The following is an 18683-nucleotide window of genomic DNA, read 5'->3' on the forward strand; positions in this document are numbered from 1 at the left end:
TCAGCGATGCAAAACGTACTGCCCTTCGAATCGCACCGCCACGTCGTCGCTGTCCACATTCAGCACCCGCGTTTGCAACGCCAGCCGCGCCCGCCCGTACCGCCTATAAGTGGCCAGGAAACGCTTCCAGGTTTTTTCATCAGGCGCGTCACACACGACGGTTGCGTCGCGGGTCACGGGTAGGGGATAGCTGATCTGTCCCTCCTGGATCACGATGTGCCCGTCCTCGATACCTTCTTCGCGCAAGGCCAGGTGCAGCCAGCCCCAGCCGCCGAGTACGGCACCGCAATACAGACTGCCGCCAAACATGGTGCTCTTGTGGTTGACGTTGGCCTCGAGTGGCAGGAACAGACGCAGCCGTCGGGCCTGCCAGTCGAGCACTTGCAGGCCCATGTCGTGGGTCAATGGAATATCCCGGTGCAGGATCGTTTCCAGATAACGGCTATCACTGTTCATGCGTGCCCTCTTCGAAAATAGGATGGCAAGGCTCAATCGGAGTCATCGGCTTGGCCTTGGCTATGGTCGCCGAAGGCCAGCCCATGCTTGCGCAATTTGTCGTGCAACGTCTTGCGTGGAACACCGAGGGCTTCGGCAAGGCTGCGCACTGAACTGTGAGGGCGGGCCAGCTCGGCAGCGATCAGGCTTTTTTCGAAATTCTCCACCTGCTCGCTCAAACTGCCGCTGATCCCTTCCACCGGAGCGCCTGGATGACCCTCCGGTGTGTTGTTATCCAGGGCCAGTTCCAGGCCCAGGGCGAAACGTTCGGCGGCGTTCTGCAATTCGCGCACGTTGCCCGGCCAGCCATGGCGCAACAACAGCGCCCGGTGGGCCGGTAGCAATTCGTGGGGCGGCAGGCCGTGGCGGGCGCTGGCCTCATCGGCGAAATGCTGGAACAGCACCAGCACGTCCTCACCCCGTTCGCGCAACGGCGGTATGCGCAGCGGCGCAACGTTCAGGCGGTAATAGAGGTCGGCGCGAAAACGCCCTTGATCGGCGGCCTGGCGCAGGTCTTCCTTGGTCGCGGCAATGATGCGGATGTCCAGCGGGATCTGTTGATTGCCACCCAATCGTTCCACCACGCGTTCTTGCAGCAGGCGAAGCAACTTGACCTGGACGTCCAGGCTCATGCTTTCGATTTCATCGAGAAACAACGTGCCGCCATTGGCGAATTCGAATTTGCCGATACGACGTTTTTGCGCGCCAGTGAACGCGCCGGGTTCGTGGCCGAACAGTTCGCTTTCCACCACGGACTCCGCCAACGCGCCGGCGTTGATGGCCACGAAGGGCCCGTTGCGCCGACTCGACAGGTCGTGCAGCGCGCGGGCGACCACTTCCTTGCCGGCGCCGGTTTCACCCAGGATCAGCACGTCGGCGCGCGTCGCTGCCAAGGCACCGATCTGCTCGCGCAGGCGCAACATGGGGGACGATTGTCCAACCAGCCGGGCGCTGAGTTCATGGCGGTCACTGAGGGCCAGGCGCAGGCTGCGGTTGTCCAGGACCAGGCGGCGCAAGGCCAGGGCCCGACGTACGCTGTCGAGCAGATGATCGCTGGCGAAGGGTTTTTCGAGAAAGTCGTAGGCCCCGGCGCGCATGGCCTGCACGGCCAGCGGCACATCGCCGTGACCGGTGATCAGCAGCACCGGCAGTTCCGGATCCTGGGCGTGCAGTTGGCTTAGCAATTCCAGGCCATCCATGCCAGGCATGCGAATATCGCTGACCACCACACCCGGCCAGTCGCGAGGCAACTGCCCGGCCAGACCGTTGGCCTCGCCCAGCGGCAGGATTTTCAGCCCGGCCAGGTCGAGGGTCTGGCTGAGGGCCTGACGGAGGTGGGGATCGTCGTCGATCAACACCACCTCAATCTGGTTGTCGATGGTCATACACTACGGTCCTCGGACGGTTGCAGGCTCACTCCAGGCGCGCCCGCGCGCAATTTCAGGGTAATCAGGGCGCCGCCTTCCTTGTGGTTGGCGAACAACAATTCGCCGCCGAAGGCGCGCATCAGGGTGTCGCAGATTGCCAGCCCCAGGCCAAGGCCTTGGGTGCGGGTCTTGGTGGTGTAGAACGGCTCGCCGGCGCGACCAAGGGCTTCCATGCAGAACCCCGGGCCGTTATCGCGAATGTACAAATTGACGCCGGTTTCGGTCGCCTGGGCACTAAGCCAGAGCCTACGCGGCGGACCTTTTTCAGTCAGGGCATCCAGCGCATTGGCCAGCAGGTTGCCCAGCACTTGGCGCAGGCGCGTTTCACCGGCTTCGACCCACAGGGTGGCCGCGGGCAGGTCACGAATCAGCTCCACGTCCATGCTGCGCCGACGTTTGGCGAGCAAGGCCAGGGCATCGTCCAGCGCCGGTTGCAGCGCGACGCTTTCCGGGGCGTGGCGGTCGCGGCGGGCGAAAGCGCGCAGATGAGCGATGATCGACGCCATGCGTCCGGTCAGTTCGTTGATCAGCTTGAGGTTGCCACGGGCGTCGTCCGTACGCTGGTGGTCGAGCAGTATTTCGGCGTTTTCGGCATAGCTTCTAATCGCCGCCAACGGCTGGTTGAGTTCGTGGCTGATGCTGGCCGACATGGTGCCGAGCGCGGACAACTTGCCGGCTTGCACCAAGTCATCCTGGGCACGGACCAATTCCTGTTGGGCGTGCTCGCGCTCCAGCACCTCTTGCTTGAGCCGACGGTTGAGGCCTTCCAGGTCGCTGGTGCGTTCCGCGACCCGGCCCTCCAGTTCGTGACGCGCCTTGGCCTCGAAGGCGATTCGATCCAGATAATGGCGCCTGCGCTGCATCATCAGCCCGAGCAACAACATCAAGACCAGCAACGCCGCGCCGCCGATGACGACCACCGTGCGTACCGGGCGGTCAATCAGCGTGCGTGGCGCCAGGATGCTTACATTCCAGCCAGTCTCTTCGATGGCCTGGGTCTGGGTCAGCCAGGCGCTGGGGTCCAGGTTGAGCGGCTTGGGATCGCGGGTCGGGTAAGGTTGTATCGCGCTGATCGCCTTGCTCTCCGCTTCGCCCAAGGGCCGCGTCGAGCGGAAGCGCCATTCCTGGCGCGAGGTGAGAATGACTACGCCGTTGTGGTCGGTCACCAGGAGCTGTTCGGGGGTCTTGCCCCACAGGCTTTCGGTGTGGTCCAGGTCCACCTTGACCACCAATACGCCAATGACTTTTTCGCGATCGCGTACGGCGGCGGCGAAAAAATAACCGCGCTTGCCCGATGTGGTGCCCAGGCCGAAGAACCTACCCAGGCGTCCGGCCATGGCCTCGATGTAATAAGGGCGAAAGGCGAAATTGCGGCCGACGAAGCTGTCGTGCTTGTCCCAGTTCGAGGCGGCCAGGGTCTTGCCCGTGGCGTCCATCAGATACATGACCTCGGCGCCTGTCTGGGCGCTGATGTTTTTCAGCAGCCGATTGGCGTTGCCCTGGGTGACGCCATCGTCCGGTGCCGACAGGGCCGCGCGTAGGGCCGGCAGTTCGCCGAGTATCTGCGGCAGTACTTCATAGCGATGCAGGGTGCCCAGCAGGTTGGCGACGTAGAGATCGAGCGTCTGGCGGTTCTGGCCGGCCAGTTCACTGCGGTAATACCGCTCGGCCAAATGCTCCAGTGGCCACAACAACGGCGCCAGGCACAATGCGAGCAACGCCAGGCTGCGCCAACGGGGTCTGCGGGGGAGAGTGGAATTCATGAGCATCGGGCGCCTGTGGTAACAGACGCATTATGCCTAGGACATGGGCGAACGTCTTCGATCAGGCGAAGACCTCGGCATGCTCGAGCGTTGAAGCAGCCATGTCCTTGCCAGACAGTTGTGGCTGGATGTCGCCCAATTGCCAATCGATGTTCAAGGCGGGGTCGTTCCACAACAGACTGCGTTCTGAGGCTGGGTCGTAGTAGTTGGTTGTCTTGTAGAGAAACTCTGCGAACTCGCTCAAGACCACAAAGCCGTGGGCGAATCCTGGCGGTACCCAGAGTTGGCGGTGGTTATCGGCGCTGAGGCGCACCGCGACCCATTTGCCGAAATGCTCCGAGCTGCGACGAATGTCGACTGCCACGTCGAGCACTTCGCCAGCGGTCACGCGGACCAGCTTGCCCTGGGTGTTTTGCAGTTGGTAATGCAGGCCTCGCAACACGCCTTTCTGCGAGCGGGAATGATTGTCCTGAACGAACTCCGTGTCGATGCCAGTCGCGTCCTTGAAAGCCTTTGCATTGAAACTTTCATAAAAAAAACCGCGCTCGTCACCAAATACCTTGGGTTCGATGATCAGGACACCGGGGAGATCGGTGGCGATGACATTCATGGTGTGTCTCCGGTAAGCCAGGGTTCAAAAGACCATTCTTGCCCAAAGGGCAGAGCGGCGCGAGCCCTGGCTGAAAAGAGGGGTTGCTAATCCCCTGGCTCAGTGGCGAGATAAGCATCCAAAACAAAACCACTCAGGGGTCGTTGTATGCCGCTCGCCACGTTGGTTCACCGTGCCAGTTTGCCAAGCCCACAGATCAGCGCCGAACAGGCGTTGGTGCTGCTGCGCTCGAATTACGGACTCAGCGGCGACCTGCGACCCCTCGGCAGCCACCAGGATCTCAACTACCGCGTCGATAGCGAGCGCGGCCGGTTTGTGCTGAAGATTTGCCACGGCGACTACGCCATCCAGGAACTCCAGGCCCAGCATGCCGCCCTCAAGGCGCTTGACGGGCACGGCGCGGTGAAGGTGCCAGCGGTTATTGCTGCCAGCAACGGCCAGGATCTGCTGACGCTCGAAGTCGCCGGGCAGACGGTCCATGTACGCCTGCTGGAATACATCGACGGCCAATCCCTGACTCAACTCAAGCACCTTACCCCAGACCTGGTGACCGGGCTGGGACGGCTGTGTGCGCAGATGAACCTGGCCCTTGCCAGCTTCGACCATCCGGGCCTGGAGCGCACCCTGCAATGGGACGCGCGCCATGCCCCGGCCTTGATCGACCACCTGCTTCCTGTCATCCAGGACGACCGGCGACGCCAGTTGATCGCCGAAGTCGCGCAACAGGCTGAGCGGCGCTTGTTGCCACTCAAGGCCAGCCTGCCGGTACAGGCGATCCACATGGACATCACGGATGACAACGTGGTCTGGCAGCGCGACACCCAGCGCCAGTGGCAAATGCAGGGGGTGATTGATTTTGGCGACTTGATCCGCACCTGGCGCATCACCGACCTCTCGGTGACGTGTGCGGCCCTGCTGCATCATGCCGATGGCGATCCGTTCTTCATCCTGCCCGCGATCCAGGCCTATCACTCGACTAATCCGTTGCAGCGCGAAGAACTCCTGGCGCTCTGGCCGTTGATCGTGGCCCGCGCCGCCGTGCTGGTACTCAGCGGCGAACAACAAGTGGCTATCGATCCGGACAATGAATACTCCCGCGACAATCTCGAACATGAATGGGAAATCTTCAGCGTTGCCCATTCCGTCCCGCTTGAGTTGATGGAGGCGGCGATTCTCAGCGCCGCCGGTCATCGCCTGCCGTCCATCGCCAACGAGGGCTTCGCGCCGCTGTTGCCGACACTGGTCGGGCGTGATTTCGCCCTGATTGACCTGGGTGTGCTCAGTCCGCATTTCGAGGCCGGCAATTGGGAGCAGACGGGGATTGACCAACATCTGTTGAGCGAAGCCGCCGCCGTGCATGGTTTGGCGGCCAGCCGTTACGGCCAGTACCGCTTGTCCCGCACCCGGCCGGACAGTGCCGTCGAGCCCGATACTTATCCGTTGCACGTCGAATTGCATGTGCCGCAAGGCACACCACTGGAGTCGCCTTTCGCCGGCGTGGTCCACAAGGACGCCGACGGCCAGCTGCGGCTCGACGGCCCGCAGTTGAGCGTGCGCCTCTGGGGAGTGGCGTCGTCGCTGCTGCCCGGGGCCGCGCTGGTCAAGGGGCAGGTGATCGGGGAGGTGACCGGGCCGTTGCGGGTCCAGCTGTGCCGGGGCGCGCATTTGAATCCACCGCTGTTCTGCTCGCCGTCGCGGGCGCAAGCGTGGCAGGCGCTCTGCCCGTCGCCTGCGGCCTTGCTGGGGCTGGCTTGCGATGCCGAGCCGGAAATCGATCCCGAGGCGCTGCTGGCCCGTCGCGATGCGAGTTTTGCCCGCTCGCAGAAGCACTACTATGTCGACCCGCCGCGCATCGAACGCGGCTGGCGCAATCACCTGATCGACATGCAGGGTCGCTCCTACCTCGACATGCTCAACAACGTCGCGGTGTTGGGTCATGGTCATCCGCGCATGGCGGCGGTGGCGGCCCGGCAGTGGTCGCTGCTCAATACCAATTCGCGCTTTCACTATGCAGCGATCGCCGAGTTTTCCGAACGCCTGCTGGCGCTGGCGCCGTCGAACATGGACCGGGTGTTCCTGGTCAACAGCGGCACCGAGGCCAACGACCTGGCGATCCGCCTGGCCTGGGCCTACAGCGGCGGACGCGACATGCTCAGCGTGCTGGAGGCCTATCACGGTTGGTCGGTGGCGGCAGACGCGGTCTCGACGTCCATCGCCGACAATCCCCAAGCCCTCAGCAGTCGGCCGGACTGGGTGCATCCGGTGACCGCGCCTAACACCTATCGCGGAGAGTTCCGTGGGGTCAACAGTGCGCCGGACTACGTGCGCAGCGTCGAACACAACCTGGCAAAAATCGCCGAGCAGAAACGCCAGCTTGCCGGTTTCATCTGCGAGCCGGTGTATGGCAATGCCGGCGGCATCGCCCTGCCGCCGGGCTACCTGAAACAGGTGTATGCGATGGTGCGCGAGCGTGGCGGCGTGTGCATCGCCGACGAGGTGCAGGTCGGTTACGGCCGCATGGGCGAATTCTTCTGGGGCTTCGAAGAGCAAGGCGTAGTGCCGGACATCATCACCATGGCCAAGGGCATGGGCAACGGCCAGCCATTGGGAGCCGTCATTACCCGTCGGGAGATCGCCGAGGCGCTGGAAGCCGAAGGGTATTTCTTCTCCTCCGCGGGCGGCAGCCCGGTCAGTTGCCGGATCGGCATGGCCGTGCTGGATGTCATGGAGGAGGAAAACCTCTGGGAGAACGCCCGGGTCGTCGGTGGCCATTTCAAAGCCCGGCTGGAAGCGTTGATCGACCAATATCCCTTGGTCGGAGCGGTGCATGGTTCGGGCTTTTATCTGGGCGTGGAGCTGATCCGCAACCGCGACACCCTGGAGCCGGCCACCGAAGAAACCACGGCGCTGTGCAATCGCTTGCGCGAGTTGGGCATCTTCATGCAACCGACCGGTGACTACCTGAACATTCTCAAGATCAAGCCGCCGATGGTCACTTCGCGGCAAAGTGTCGATTTCTTCGTCGACATGCTGGCGAAGGTGTTGGAGGAGGGGCTGTAGCCCTTTTTCCACGCTAACGATATTCCCTGTGGCAGCGAGCAGGCTCGCTGCCACGGGGCGCTCTTAATATCGATTTTTGTCGGTATTTTTGGCGTTATTTGTAGATCTGTTAGTTCTATTCCCTTTTAAACCCGATTTTTATCGGCTATAAAGGCGTCTCTGTCCATCCCCCAGGAGATGAATCATGAGTCGTATCGTCACCGTAGCCGCTACTCAAATGGCCTGTTCCTGGGATCTCGAAGCCAATATCGAGACCGCCGAAAAGCTGGTTCGCCAGGCTGCAGCCCAAGGCGCACAGGTAATTCTCATCCAGGAATTGTTCGAGACGCCGTACTTCTGCCAGAAGCCGAACCCGGACTACATGCAGTTGGCGACCTCGGTAGACGACAACGTTGCCATCAAGCACTTTCAGAAAATCGCCGAAGAGCTGCAGGTCGTGTTGCCCATCAGTTTTTTTGAACTGGCCGGCCGTGCGCGCTTCAACAGTATTGCGATCATCGATGCCGACGGGCGGAACCTGGGCGTCTACCGCAAGAGCCATATCCCGGACGGCCCTGGCTACCATGAGAAGTACTACTTCAACCCTGGCGACACCGGTTTCAAGGTTTGGAATACCCGCTACGCAAAGATCGGCGTAGGCATCTGCTGGGACCAGTGGTTCCCGGAATGTGCCCGCAGCATGGCGCTGCAAGGCGCGGAAATCCTGTTGTACCCGACCGCCATCGGCAGCGAGCCTCACGACAAGACCCTCTCGTCGCGCGATCACTGGCAACGCGTGCAGCAAGGCCATGCGGGCGCCAACCTTATGCCGCTGGTGGCCAGTAATCGCATCGGCAATGAAGAGCAGGATGGCTACGACATTACGTTTTACGGCTCGTCGTTTATCGCCAATCAGTTTGGTGAGAAAGTCCAGGAACTGAACGAAACCGAAGAAGGTGTGCGGGTGCACAGCTTCGACCTCGACGAGCTGGAACACATTCGCAGTGCCTGGGGCACTTTTCGTGATCGGCGGCCGAACCTGTACGGCGCGATCAAAACCCTCGACGGCTCACTGGAGTCCTGATTGATGACAACTTTGCACAGCACTCCGCGCGCGGACGGTTTCCACATGCCTGCCGAGTGGGCAACCCAGACCCAGGTCTGGATGATCTGGCCCGAGCGCCCGGATAACTGGCGCCTGGGCGGCAAGCCCGCGCAGGCCGCCCATGTAGCGGTTGCCAAGGCCATCGCCCGCTTCGAACCGGTGACCGTGGCGGTGTCCGCCGCGCAGTATGAAAACGCCCGGGCGCGCCTCGATGTTCCGAATATCCGCCTGGTGGAAATGTCCAGCGACGACGCGTGGGTCCGGGACACCGGCCCGACGTTTGTCATCAACGACAACGGCGAAGTACGCGGCGTCGATTGGGATTTCAACGCCTGGGGCGGGTTCGACGGCGGCTTGTATTCGCCGTGGAACCGCGATTTGCAAGTGGCCGGCAAGATTCTCGAGATCGAGCGCAGCCCGCGTTACCGCACCGAAGGTTTTGTGCTGGAAGGCGGCTCGATCCATGTCGACGGTGAAGGCACCTTGATCACCACCGAGGAATGCCTGCTCAACCGCAATCGCAACCCGCACATGAGCCGCGAAGAGATCGAGGCAGTGCTCAGCGCCCAACTGGCTGTGGATAAAGTCATCTGGCTACCGGACGGTTTGTTCAATGACGAAACCGACGGCCATGTGGATAACTTCTGCTGCTACGTGCGCCCGGGTGAAGTATTGCTCGCCTGGACCGACGACCCGCAAGACCCGAACTACACCCGTTGCCACGCGGCCATGAATGTCCTGCAAAACAGCACCGACGCCAAGGGCCGCCCGTTCACAGTGCATAAAATGCCGATCCCCGGGCCGCTGTACGCCACCGAGCAAGAGTGTGCCGGTGTGGACGCGGTTGAAGGTTCCCAGGAGCGCAATCCGAGCGTGCGCCTGGCCGGTTCCTATGTGAACTTCCTGATCGTCAACGGCGGCATCATCGCGCCGAGTTTCGATGACCCGCTGGATGGGCCGGCCAGGGACCTGCTGCAAAGCCTGTTTCCTGAGCATGAGGTGGTAATGGTGCCGGGTAGGGAACTGTTACTGGGAGGCGGGAATATCCATTGCCTTACCCAACAGCAACCGGCACCGCGCATAAAATGAGTGGCGATGTAACAACCAGGTGACACCAATCGCCGCGGCTCTAGATCGGTGGTTTTGGATCCATCCCGGCAAGCCCGCGTCCTGATTGGGGCGCGGGCTTTTTTGCGCCTGGTTGGCTGGCGACGCGGTGACATTGGCATAGCTCTTGTATCGTCATCCGGGCAGTTTCGGGGAGGGGAGCTGCGTTGTTTTGTCATAAACCTCGGATAGATTGGCCGCTCATCAACCAGGAGGGCGCTGGAATGAACATGATAAGTGAGCGCGCATGCCATCCTTTGGCTGTAAATGGTGAGTCGCTTCAAGCCGTGGCGCAGTGGTTGAAATCCAATGGGACGCGTCAGATCAGAGAGCCTGATCCGCGTCGGATGATCATGGAGCGCTACCCCGTTGGCCTGTTCAGCGAGGCGGAGCTGGAAGCGTTGTGGGATGTGATGCAAGGATAGAATCAACGGATTGATAAAGGCGCTGCCCGAAAGGACGGCGCTTTTTTTATGTCTGTGGCTTTCCTTTGGAGCCGGGAAGCCCGCCCCCACGGATTCGACCGATCCACGAAACAAACTGAACACCGTTCCAGCGTTTTTCCGCGTGCTGCCCAAGGCTAACCTGCCGCTTCAGAAACGAGAGCCCCGGCGGAAGCCTTCATGACCCAACTTCACTATATCTACGATCCATTGTGCGGCTGGTGCTACGGCGCCAAGCCGCTGATCCAGGCCGCCAGGACAGTGTTGCCCGTTATTGCCCATGGCGGCGGCATGATGACCGGCGCTAATCGCCAGAAAGTCTCCGCCCAGCTGCGCAATTACGTGATGCCCCATGACCGGAGAATCGCTGAATACACCGGGCAGCCGTTTGGCGAGGCTTATTTCGAGGGGCTTTTGCGGGACGAGGAGGCGGTCTTCGACTCGGCGCCTCCGACTGCGGCGGTTCTTGCGGCTGAACAGCTTGAGGGCCGAGGTCTGGCGTTGTTGGAGCGCTTGCAAACGGCCCATTACGTTGAAGGCCGGCGAATTGCTGACGAAACAGTGCTATTGGAATTAGCCGACTCCATCGGCTTCGAGGCCGAAGCGTTCCGGCGTTCGTTCATCGAGGTGGATGTGCAAGCACATTTCCTCGAGAGCCGCGCCTTGCTGGCCAAGGCTGGCGGGCAGGGTTTCCCGACGCTCGCCCTGGAGCGGGACGGCCGGCTGATGCTGATCGATATCGGTCCCTGGCTGGGCAAGCCCGAAGCGTTTGCCCAATGGCTGAAGCAAGCCATGCCATCGCATGAATCTGCATCCGCAGCGGTCTGTGGCCTGGACGGTTGTTCAAACTGATCTGTTCTTAGACGTTTTTCGCCTAATCCAAGACGATTCACGAAATTGACACAGGGTTCAGGGCGCGACTAGGATTCGCCCACGCCTGTGGCCAACAGCCATGACTCTTAAATAATAAAAGGGCCCGACACGATGAACCGTGGGCGGGCCTTTTCATTATTTCCAGGAGCAAGAGTCCGAAAAGAGCGCAAAAGCGCCATTCCGGTTGCCGGTTGCAGTGCGAATCAACCCGTACAAGGAAAATAATCATGTTGAACAAGCGCATTAGTTTGATCGCACTGGGGATATTGAGCACCACACAAGCCATGGCCAACGACCAGGCTGAATCCAAGGGATTCGTTGAGGACAGCAGCCTGAAAGTGCTGTTGCGCAACGCCTACATCAGTCGCGACTACAAGGATGGTAACGAGGACAAGGCCGAATGGGGCCAGGCGGCTATCGGTACGTTCTCGTCCGGCTTCACCCAAGGCACGGTGGGCGTGGGTGTGGATGCATTCGGCTTGTACGCGTTGCGTCTGGACGGCGGTAAAGGACGCACCGGTGCGCAAGGCATCGATTTCTTCAAGAAAGGCGACAGCGGCAACGCGGCCGATGACCTGGCCAAGGCTGGTGCTGCGGTGAAGTTCCGCGTTTCCAACACCGTATTGGCCTACGGCGACCAGATGCCGGCCTTGCCCGTCCTGAGTTATGACAACGGGCGCCTGCTGCCGGAAAGCTACACCGGCACGCTGATCACCTCCAAGGAGATCAAAGGCCTTGAACTGAACGCCGGCCGTTTCACCGCCGAGTCGCGTAAAAGCGCCGAAGGCCGCGACAGCGGTGGCTTGAAGTCGATCAACGTCCTGGGCGGCAGCTATCAGTTCACCGAACAGTTCAAGGCTGCGCTCTACGCCTCGGACGTCGAGGACGTGTTGAAGAAACAATACGTGAACGCCAACTACGTGTTCCCGCTGGCCAAGGACCAATCCCTAACCCTGGACTTCAACGGCTATCGCACCAAGCTGGATAACAGCTACGTGCGGGAAAACAACGTCACCGGCGACGACAACAAGATCTGGAGCCTGGCGGCCACCTTCGCCACCGGTCCGCACAGCTTCACCCTTGCCCACCAGCGCAGCACCGGCGACAGCAACCTCGGCTACGCCTACGGCGGCTACCAACGGGATCAGAATCGTGTCGGCGATGGCGGCAATACCATCTACCTGGCCAACTCCTACTGGTCGGACTTCAACGCCGAAGACGAACGCAGCTGGCAGTTGGGCTACGGCCTGGACTTCACCACCTTCGGTGTCCCGGGCCTGACCTATAACGTGGCCTACGTGCGTGGCGATAACATCACCACCTCCACCAGCGAAGGCGGTTCCGAGCGCGAAATCTTCAACCAGTTCAAGTATGTGGTCCAGGGCGGCCCGGCCAAGGATTTGAGCGTGCGGTTGCGCAGCTCGTTCCTGCGCGTGTCGCAGAAGTCCAGCGAGTATAACGTCAGCGGTAATGAACTGCGGGTGTTTGTGGATTATCCGATTGATGTTTTTTGATGGGTGATTGGATAGTAGATGTTTGACGAAAAGCCCCCGATCTTAGGTTTGGGGGCTTTTTGGGTTGTTGAGCTATTATTTTTTTATAGGAGCTCTGTCACGGCTTTCAAAAAATTTTTCATAGTTTGATAGAATGCGTTTCCAGTTTTTGAATAGCAATTCCTCTGAACCCCCTGTTCCGTCAGGTGGCGGCATATATCTTACAATGGATGCGATTTTTTCTGGGTAATCAAAATCAGAATACAATTCTTCTGCTATTTCTAGTGGGTCTTTGTATTCGTCTTTGTTTTCAAGAACGGAGTAAAGCAACAAAAATAGCCAGGGCTCAGTACTGTCCAGGTCTGACCGACAGTCTTGAGCCCTAAGTGTCCTGAGCAGGTCGTGAACTAAATGTTGTTGGTGTGGTTCAAGTGATGCGATTTCAAATGCCTCGATAGGCGCATCGGTTGTTAACGCATCACAGATGTAGTCTATTACTCCTTTTTCATTTATATAGCCACGCTCAAGACCAAGTAGGAGTTCGCTCCAGCTCAGCCATGGAGTTTTTTTAAAAATGTAATGGCCGTCAAGTAATAGTGGGGTCATTTGGGTAGCCGTGATGGGACTTGATTAGGAGTTCCAGTTATCCTTCCGTCCGGAATAAATCTCTGGTGGGTTAGCTCTAGCTTAGAGTTCACAATCCATTCAAAAATTCCAGCTCTGTCATTCATCGTTCCAGGCATTTGAGTTAACGTATTGTTTGATCCGTCACCGCCTCGAAGCGGAAATACTCTTCCATTTTCTGATATTTGGTCAATCACATAATTCGGAGCCCTATGCATCGGATCATCTTTCGTAGCGCTGCCTATATGTTTTGCGGTTTTTATCTCGTTTTCTGCATATGTGGCACGCTGGCGCTCAAAAAGCGCCACGTTATGTGCTGTGTTTTCCTGCGGCCTCGGGAGCGGAGGCGTACCGTCATTTACAACTACTTCGGAGGAAGGACTTGATGTTGTTTCGGCTAATGCGGGGGCATCACCTGGACACCCATTCAACCCCAACGGATCCACCCACCCCGTCGGGTTCAGGGTGTACCGGTACCCATTGAGCCCACCCTTGAGCTTGCTCGGGTCCAGTGTCAGATACCGCCCCGTCTCCGGATTGTAGTACCGGTGCCGGTTGTAGTGCAGGCCGCTTTCCCGGTCGTGGTATTGGCCTTGGAAGCGCAGCGGTTGTTCCAGGCGCTTGCCGTCGCCATGCCGGAGTTCGGTGAGTTTGCCGTAGCCGTTGTAGCGCGCGGCCCAGACGATTTCGCCCTGCTGGCTGGTCAGTTCCTGCGGTGTGCCGAGGTGGTCGTTGTGGTAGTGGAAAGGCGTGGCGTTGTCCGGGCCTTCGCCTTCGAGCAGGGCCAATGGGCGGAAGGTGCCGGGTTCGTAGACGTAGCTTTGGTAGTGGCTATCGCTGCTTTCGGCGATGACCTGATCGCCTTGCCAGATGAATTCCGTGGTCTGGCCGGCCACGGTCTTTTCGATGCGTCGGCCGAAGGCGTCGTAGCGGTAGGACGTTTCGCTGCCGTCCGGGCTGGTGACGCCGATGAGGCGGTGTTGGCTGTCGTAGCGGTAGTGCGTGACGAGGCATTGGGTTTTGCCACGGCGTTCGCGGATGAGGTTGCCGTAGGCGTCGTAGTCGTAGTGGCGGTCGCCCTCCATGAGCAGGCGGTTGGCCTTGAGGGTGGTCGGGCCGGGGCGGTCTTGCAGCAGCAGGTTGCCGGCCGGGTCGTGGGCGAAGCGTTCGGGGCCTTGGGTGTGGGCATAGTCGATGCGGAGCAGTCGATCTTGCGTGTCGTACTGGTAGCTGCGGCGGTTTAGATTGTCGGAAAGCGCGGCGAGGTTGCCGTTGGCGCTGTAGGAATAATCGCGCCATGACAACTGATGTTGCTGGGTTTGCCAGACGGTCTGGGCCTTGAGGCGGCCTTGCTCGTCGTAGCGATAGTTGCTGAGCAGCAGGCCTTGCTGACGTTGGGTTTCGCGGCCGCCCTTGAAGCGGTGTTCGGTCAGGCAGGTGCCGTTGAGGTCGATGGCGATCAGCGCGCCGCCGTGGGCGTGGCGGTAGTCGAGGGTGCTGCGGTCGGGCAGTCGGCAGTGGATCAGCCGGCCAACGCTGTCGTAGCGGTAACGCAGGGTCGCCCAGCCCTGGTGTTCGGCGACGAGGCGGTCCTGGTTGTCGTATTCGTAGGCCAGCGGCCAATGGCCGTCGTCGACGCTGACCAAACGGCCGAGGGCGTCGTAGCGGTAATCGACCGTGGTGCCGTCGGGCAAGGTCTTGCGCAATAGACGGCCGGCGCTGTCGCGTTGGTAGTGGGTGATCCGCTGGCTGCCATCGGCGCCGAATTCGGTTTTTTCCAGCAGGTGGCCGTTGAGGTCGTAGGCGTAGCCGGTGCGCTGGCCGTCGAAGCCGGTTTCCTGTCGGATCAGTCCGTTGGGCGTGTAGTCCAGCCGGTAGTGTTCGCCGGATTCGTTCTCGATGTCCGTCAGCAACAGCCGTGCCGAGTCGTAGCGATATTTGAGTTCGCTGCCGTCGGGGTTGAGGCGGCGGCTGATCAGGTGCAGGTCGTCGGCGTATTCGTAGCGGGTGGTGCGGCCCAGTTCGTCCCGCTCGGCGATGACCTTGCCGTAGGCGTTGTAAGTCCAGGCGCGGGTGGCGCCGCTGGGCAAGGTGGTTTGCAGCAAGCGGTCCACGGCGTCCCATTGGTAATGGGTGATGGCGCCGTGTTCGTCCTGGCGACTGACCTGCCGGCCGAGCGTGTCGTAGGTGTATAGACGCTGACTGCCGTCGGGCAGGCATTCTTCAACCAGTTGACCGAGGTTGTTCCAACTCAATGAGTGAGAGCTGCCGTCGGGGTGGCTGATGAGCCTCAGGCGCCCCTGGTCGCTGTAGTGGTAGTACGTGATGTTTCCGTCAGGATTGATCTGCCGGGTTATATCGCCCTGCCGATTGCGGCGGTATTTCCAGCTGGCTTTGCCGCGATGTACATCGCTCACGAAGCCGTTGATGTGTTCGTAGACGACCGCTTCGTCTTCCGGCGGGATGACGGCTGTGAGCAAGCCGTCCTCGTCGTAGCGGTATTCAGTCACGGCGCCCAGCGGATCTTGTTCTGCGATCAGCTGGCCCTTTTCGTTATAGGCCTTGCGATGTTGCGCGCCGTCCGGATCGGTCTTGCTGATGAGCCGGGCCTTGTCGTCGTGGGTATAGACCTCCACGCTGCCGTCGCCATGGGTAACGGTGACGCTGCCCTTATCATCCCAGGCATAACTCGCATGCATTTGCGAGAAACTGGCCCAGTGACGAACGCAACGGGCCTGCTTTCCCTGGTTCTCCCATTCCCAGAAAAAACTGGCACCACCGGCTAGCTGTCGTTCGACGATGACGTGTTGCTCGTCGTACCGATAACGCTCCGTCTCGCCGCTGGCGTTGGTCGCCTCGACCAGACGATGCTGGACGTCATAATGGTAGGTGACCAACGTCTGGATGGTCGTCCAGCACCGTTCCAGCGTGTTCTGCGCGTTGAACTGTTGGTAATCGACCGCGACGATGTGACTGCCGTTGTAGCGTAGGAGCAACCCTCTCCCGGCACCATTGTCCAGGCGTTTGATCTGGCCAAGCATGTCGCGGGTAACGCGCAATCGGTTGCCATAGCTGTCGCTGATGGCAACCAAGGTGGCGCCATCGTTGTGTAGATGAAAGTGATAGAACGAGGGCCTTTGGCCTGCTTGAGCCACGATCAGCTCGTTGGGAGCGTCGCCCAGGTAAATAGCTGCACGGGACAGACTGTTGGTAATCGCTGGACGCTGTTTGGTCGGGCGCGGGAAGGAAATGGATCGATTTTCGTGATCGGTCCAAACGACTTCTTCACCAGTGACTTCAAGCCGATGGGCCAGCGCGTGGCTCCAGCCATAACCCAGGCCGCAGTCGATTTCCACTGCGCTGGTTCGGTATAGGCGAGTCCACTCGAACGGCAACAGGCCGTCGAGTTGGCCATCGTTGAGCGTCAACAGTTCTTCGCCGGTCACCATCGAGACCGGGCACTTGTCGGTGCAGGTATGGGCCGCGGGCTCGGCGCTCTTGCCGGTCGGCGTCGTCGCCTGCTTCGAAGCATCGTCGACCGTCTTGCCCGCGACGAGCCTGGCGTTTCTCTTGCCGTCGATGCGCAGCTCGACCGCGCCTTTTTTCATGGGTGCCGCCGTGCCCCGCACGGCAACCGGAATGTACTTGGCGACGTACCCCATGAAGCCGTCGATGATGGCAAACACTGACTCTACGAAACCGATCACCGCCTTGAGGATGATTTCCCCATATTTCTTCAACCGTGCCGCGAGATAAATAACGCCGGTACCCTCGGCAACCACTGTAAGAACGATTGCCAGCACGATGTCGATCACGATTCCCATGAGCGCGGCGGTGGTCATCCTTGCGGCATCGCCGGCCATTTGCGTCGGCGGCAGACTTGCCAACCAGATCAGCGCACAGCGCATCATCAGGAAGAGCGCAGCCTCGTCGCTGGCCAGCAGCATGGCCTTTTTCATGACCTCGGGTGCTTGTCTGGCAACTTCGATGAGCCGATCGGCCCCTTCGCCCAGTTCATCCATGAATTTCGCCGGGTTCTTCAGCATTTCCAGCACCAGGCTGATGCCGTCCCACACACCCTTGATGGCTTCCCATCCACCTTCGAGAATACCGCTGCCCACCGCCAGGGCCGTACCGGATAAGGACAGGCTCGACCACTGCTGCCTGTACCCCGCCGGGCCTTCCCATTTAGTGCGCAGGAATTTTTCCAGCTCGCCGGTCAGCCCGTCATAAGTGCTGAACAGCGCATCGATCTGGGCGGGCGTGACTGTGCTGTGCACGCGAACCTGGTAATACTTGCCGGGTACACCGCCGGTCCAGCTGGCCCTTCCTTGGGCGTCGAGCCTGACTTTGCTGGTGGCGCCACTGTCCACATCGACGATTTCAACGTCGACATTGCCGATCGGGATGTCATAGACCGACTCGAATTTGCCCTCGATCTGCAAAGGCCCTTTCAGCGGGCACCTGGTTACATTCGAGTTGAAGTCGCTGTCGGTCATTGCCACGGTTTTCTGGCTTTCACCGACCTTGATGATGCGCTCCATCCCCATGAGAGACGGCAGGTCATGAAGTCGGCTGAAGTCATCGGCCCGTTGCGAATACCAGGCTTGGGTCTGCTCTTGATAGCGCTTCAAACTGTCTTTGAATGTCGCAAGTTCCTCATCGACGAACGCAATATGATCCGTTGCGGACATCAACATTGCTCCAGGATCAGCGCGTTCAGCAGGGTTGCCTTCAGTGTTTCCCGAGCCGTCCCATGGCGAACACAGCGGCTGACTTTCAGCCTCAGATTGCCTGTGGGCCAAGCGCTATAAAGATCCAGGCGCTCCTCCTCGAGCCACTGCATCAGGCCGTCCACCAGTGCCGAAGGGTTCTGCTGCGCCAGTTTGTCCGACAGCTCCTTCGGCATCTCCCACCACGGCCAATCCTTTACCGCCGGCACCTTGGTCGGACCGATATCCAAGGACTTCCCATTGATCAGATAACGCTCCAACACCGGCAACATATCCCCGGCGGCTTCACCGAGGCCTTCAAGGATCGAATGAAAGAATCGCCCATCCCAGAACCGGAAAAAGACTTCGCTACCGTCCGGCATCTTCACTTGCGTCAGGCTGCGCAGGTGCGCCAATACCTCTTCTGGATCACACCGCGAGACCGCCAGCCAGCCCCAGTCGAGGCTGTCGGTTTCGGCAATCCAGGACAGGAACGGCGAGCCGGGGTCGAGCTTGGTCACGTAAGGCATTACGGGTTGCCAAGTGGCGTAGGGCGTTTCGCTCCAGATGGGCAGCAATGGATGGACCGGAACCGAGGTGCGCAGGGCTTGCAGCGCATCGACCTCGCTCGCCGCACTGATGATCAGGTAAAGGTGCTCGTTTTCCTGTATCGGCTGTTGCGCCAGCCATGTTCTGGGGTCGAGCGGTATGAATGTTGGTGTGGCCATTGGGCTCTCCTTGCCGAAGATGCGAGGCCGGGGATTGCCCCGGTGAGGGCCGCACATCTATCAAGGAATGAGCCAGGTTTTGTGAAGGCCCATGAGCCGGCGTGTTAAAGCGGGGATTGGATGTTTGAAGGCGGATAATGCGGGCGGATTGGATAAAAAGTGCACAGCTAGTTGCGCGTTGCCGCGCCATTTCCTGCGTACTCGAAAAAACAGAATTCAGGGCCGTCCATTGTTAAAAATGACGTTGCGAACGCATCGTTCCGT

At 60.1% G+C, this 18683-nt stretch carries 13 protein-coding genes; 6 read left to right on the forward strand and 7 right to left on the reverse strand.

Annotated elements, in window-relative coordinates:
• From J3P79_RS01635 to rfbC, 4 genes are all read right to left on the reverse strand, one after another.
• A complete protein-coding gene (locus J3P79_RS01635; RefSeq protein WP_434607640.1) occupies window positions 1–456 on the reverse strand; it encodes a YiiD C-terminal domain-containing protein in 456 nt (151 codons plus the stop codon).
• A 32-nt stretch (window positions 457–488) separates the two neighbouring features.
• Window positions 489–1880 carry a sigma-54-dependent transcriptional regulator gene (locus tag J3P79_RS01640; protein WP_434607642.1) on the reverse strand — a complete coding sequence of 464 codons (1392 nt, stop codon included), beginning with the start codon at window positions 1878–1880 and terminating at the stop codon, window positions 489–491.
• A complete protein-coding gene (locus J3P79_RS01645; protein WP_434607644.1) occupies window positions 1877–3685 on the reverse strand; it encodes a sensor histidine kinase in 1809 nt (602 codons plus the stop codon). Before J3P79_RS01645 ends, J3P79_RS01640 begins: the two co-directional genes overlap by 4 nt.
• A gap of 61 nt (window positions 3686–3746) precedes the next feature.
• On the reverse strand, window positions 3747–4295 hold the full coding sequence (rfbC, locus tag J3P79_RS01650; protein ID WP_434607645.1) for a dTDP-4-dehydrorhamnose 3,5-epimerase: 549 nt from the start codon (window positions 4293–4295) through the stop codon (window positions 3747–3749).
• Between the two features lie 147 nt (window positions 4296–4442).
• On the opposite strand from rfbC, the gene J3P79_RS01655 reads away from it, so the two are divergent.
• The 6 genes from J3P79_RS01655 to J3P79_RS01680 all read left to right on the forward strand — a co-directional run bounded on the left by J3P79_RS01655 (window position 4443) and on the right by J3P79_RS01680 (window position 12376).
• A complete protein-coding gene (locus J3P79_RS01655) occupies window positions 4443–7355 on the forward strand; it encodes an aminotransferase (protein WP_434607646.1) in 2913 nt (970 codons plus the stop codon).
• A 184-nt stretch (window positions 7356–7539) separates the two neighbouring features.
• Window positions 7540–8418 (forward strand): N-carbamoylputrescine amidase, encoded by an 879-nt coding sequence (aguB, locus tag J3P79_RS01660; RefSeq protein ID WP_434607648.1) that lies wholly within the window; start codon window positions 7540–7542, stop codon window positions 8416–8418.
• 3 nt (window positions 8419–8421) lie between these two features.
• The gene (gene aguA / locus J3P79_RS01665) at window positions 8422–9528 is read left to right on the forward strand and encodes an agmatine deiminase (RefSeq protein ID WP_434607650.1); all 1107 of its coding nucleotides are present in this window, start codon (window positions 8422–8424) and stop codon (window positions 9526–9528) included.
• Between the two features lie 242 nt (window positions 9529–9770).
• Window positions 9771–9971: a hypothetical protein gene (locus J3P79_RS01670; RefSeq protein WP_039592665.1), complete on the forward strand. Its 201-nt coding sequence runs from the start codon at window positions 9771–9773 to the stop codon at window positions 9969–9971.
• Window positions 9972–10169: 198 nt separating this feature from the next.
• Entirely contained in the window at window positions 10170–10841 is a 672-nt protein-coding gene (locus tag J3P79_RS01675; protein ID WP_434607653.1) for a DsbA family protein, read from the forward strand.
• 248 nt (window positions 10842–11089) lie between these two features.
• On the forward strand, window positions 11090–12376 hold the full coding sequence (locus J3P79_RS01680; RefSeq protein ID WP_434607654.1) for an OprD family porin: 1287 nt from the start codon (window positions 11090–11092) through the stop codon (window positions 12374–12376).
• Window positions 12377–12451: 75 nt separating this feature from the next.
• Here J3P79_RS01680 and J3P79_RS01685 read toward each other — a convergent pair whose 3' ends face one another.
• Genes J3P79_RS01685 through J3P79_RS01695 form a run of 3 tightly spaced genes read right to left on the reverse strand, consistent with a single transcriptional unit; the run spans window position 12452 to window position 18419 of the window.
• Window positions 12452–12961, reverse strand: coding sequence for a DUF2247 family protein (locus tag J3P79_RS01685; protein WP_434607655.1), 510 nt, complete (start codon window positions 12959–12961; stop codon window positions 12452–12454).
• The gene (locus J3P79_RS01690) at window positions 12958–17673 is read right to left on the reverse strand and encodes an RHS repeat-associated core domain-containing protein (RefSeq protein WP_434607657.1); all 4716 of its coding nucleotides are present in this window, start codon (window positions 17671–17673) and stop codon (window positions 12958–12960) included. Before J3P79_RS01690 ends, J3P79_RS01685 begins: the two co-directional genes overlap by 4 nt.
• On the reverse strand, window positions 17673–18419 hold the full coding sequence (locus J3P79_RS01695) for a DUF4123 domain-containing protein (RefSeq protein ID WP_434607658.1): 747 nt from the start codon (window positions 18417–18419) through the stop codon (window positions 17673–17675). Before J3P79_RS01695 ends, J3P79_RS01690 begins: the two co-directional genes overlap by 1 nt.
• Between the last annotated feature and the right edge of the window lie 264 nt (window positions 18420–18683).

This window comes from Pseudomonas sp. R1-7 (assembly GCF_051132105.1).
In the GTDB taxonomy this organism is placed as follows: Bacteria; Pseudomonadota; Gammaproteobacteria; order Pseudomonadales; family Pseudomonadaceae; genus Aquipseudomonas.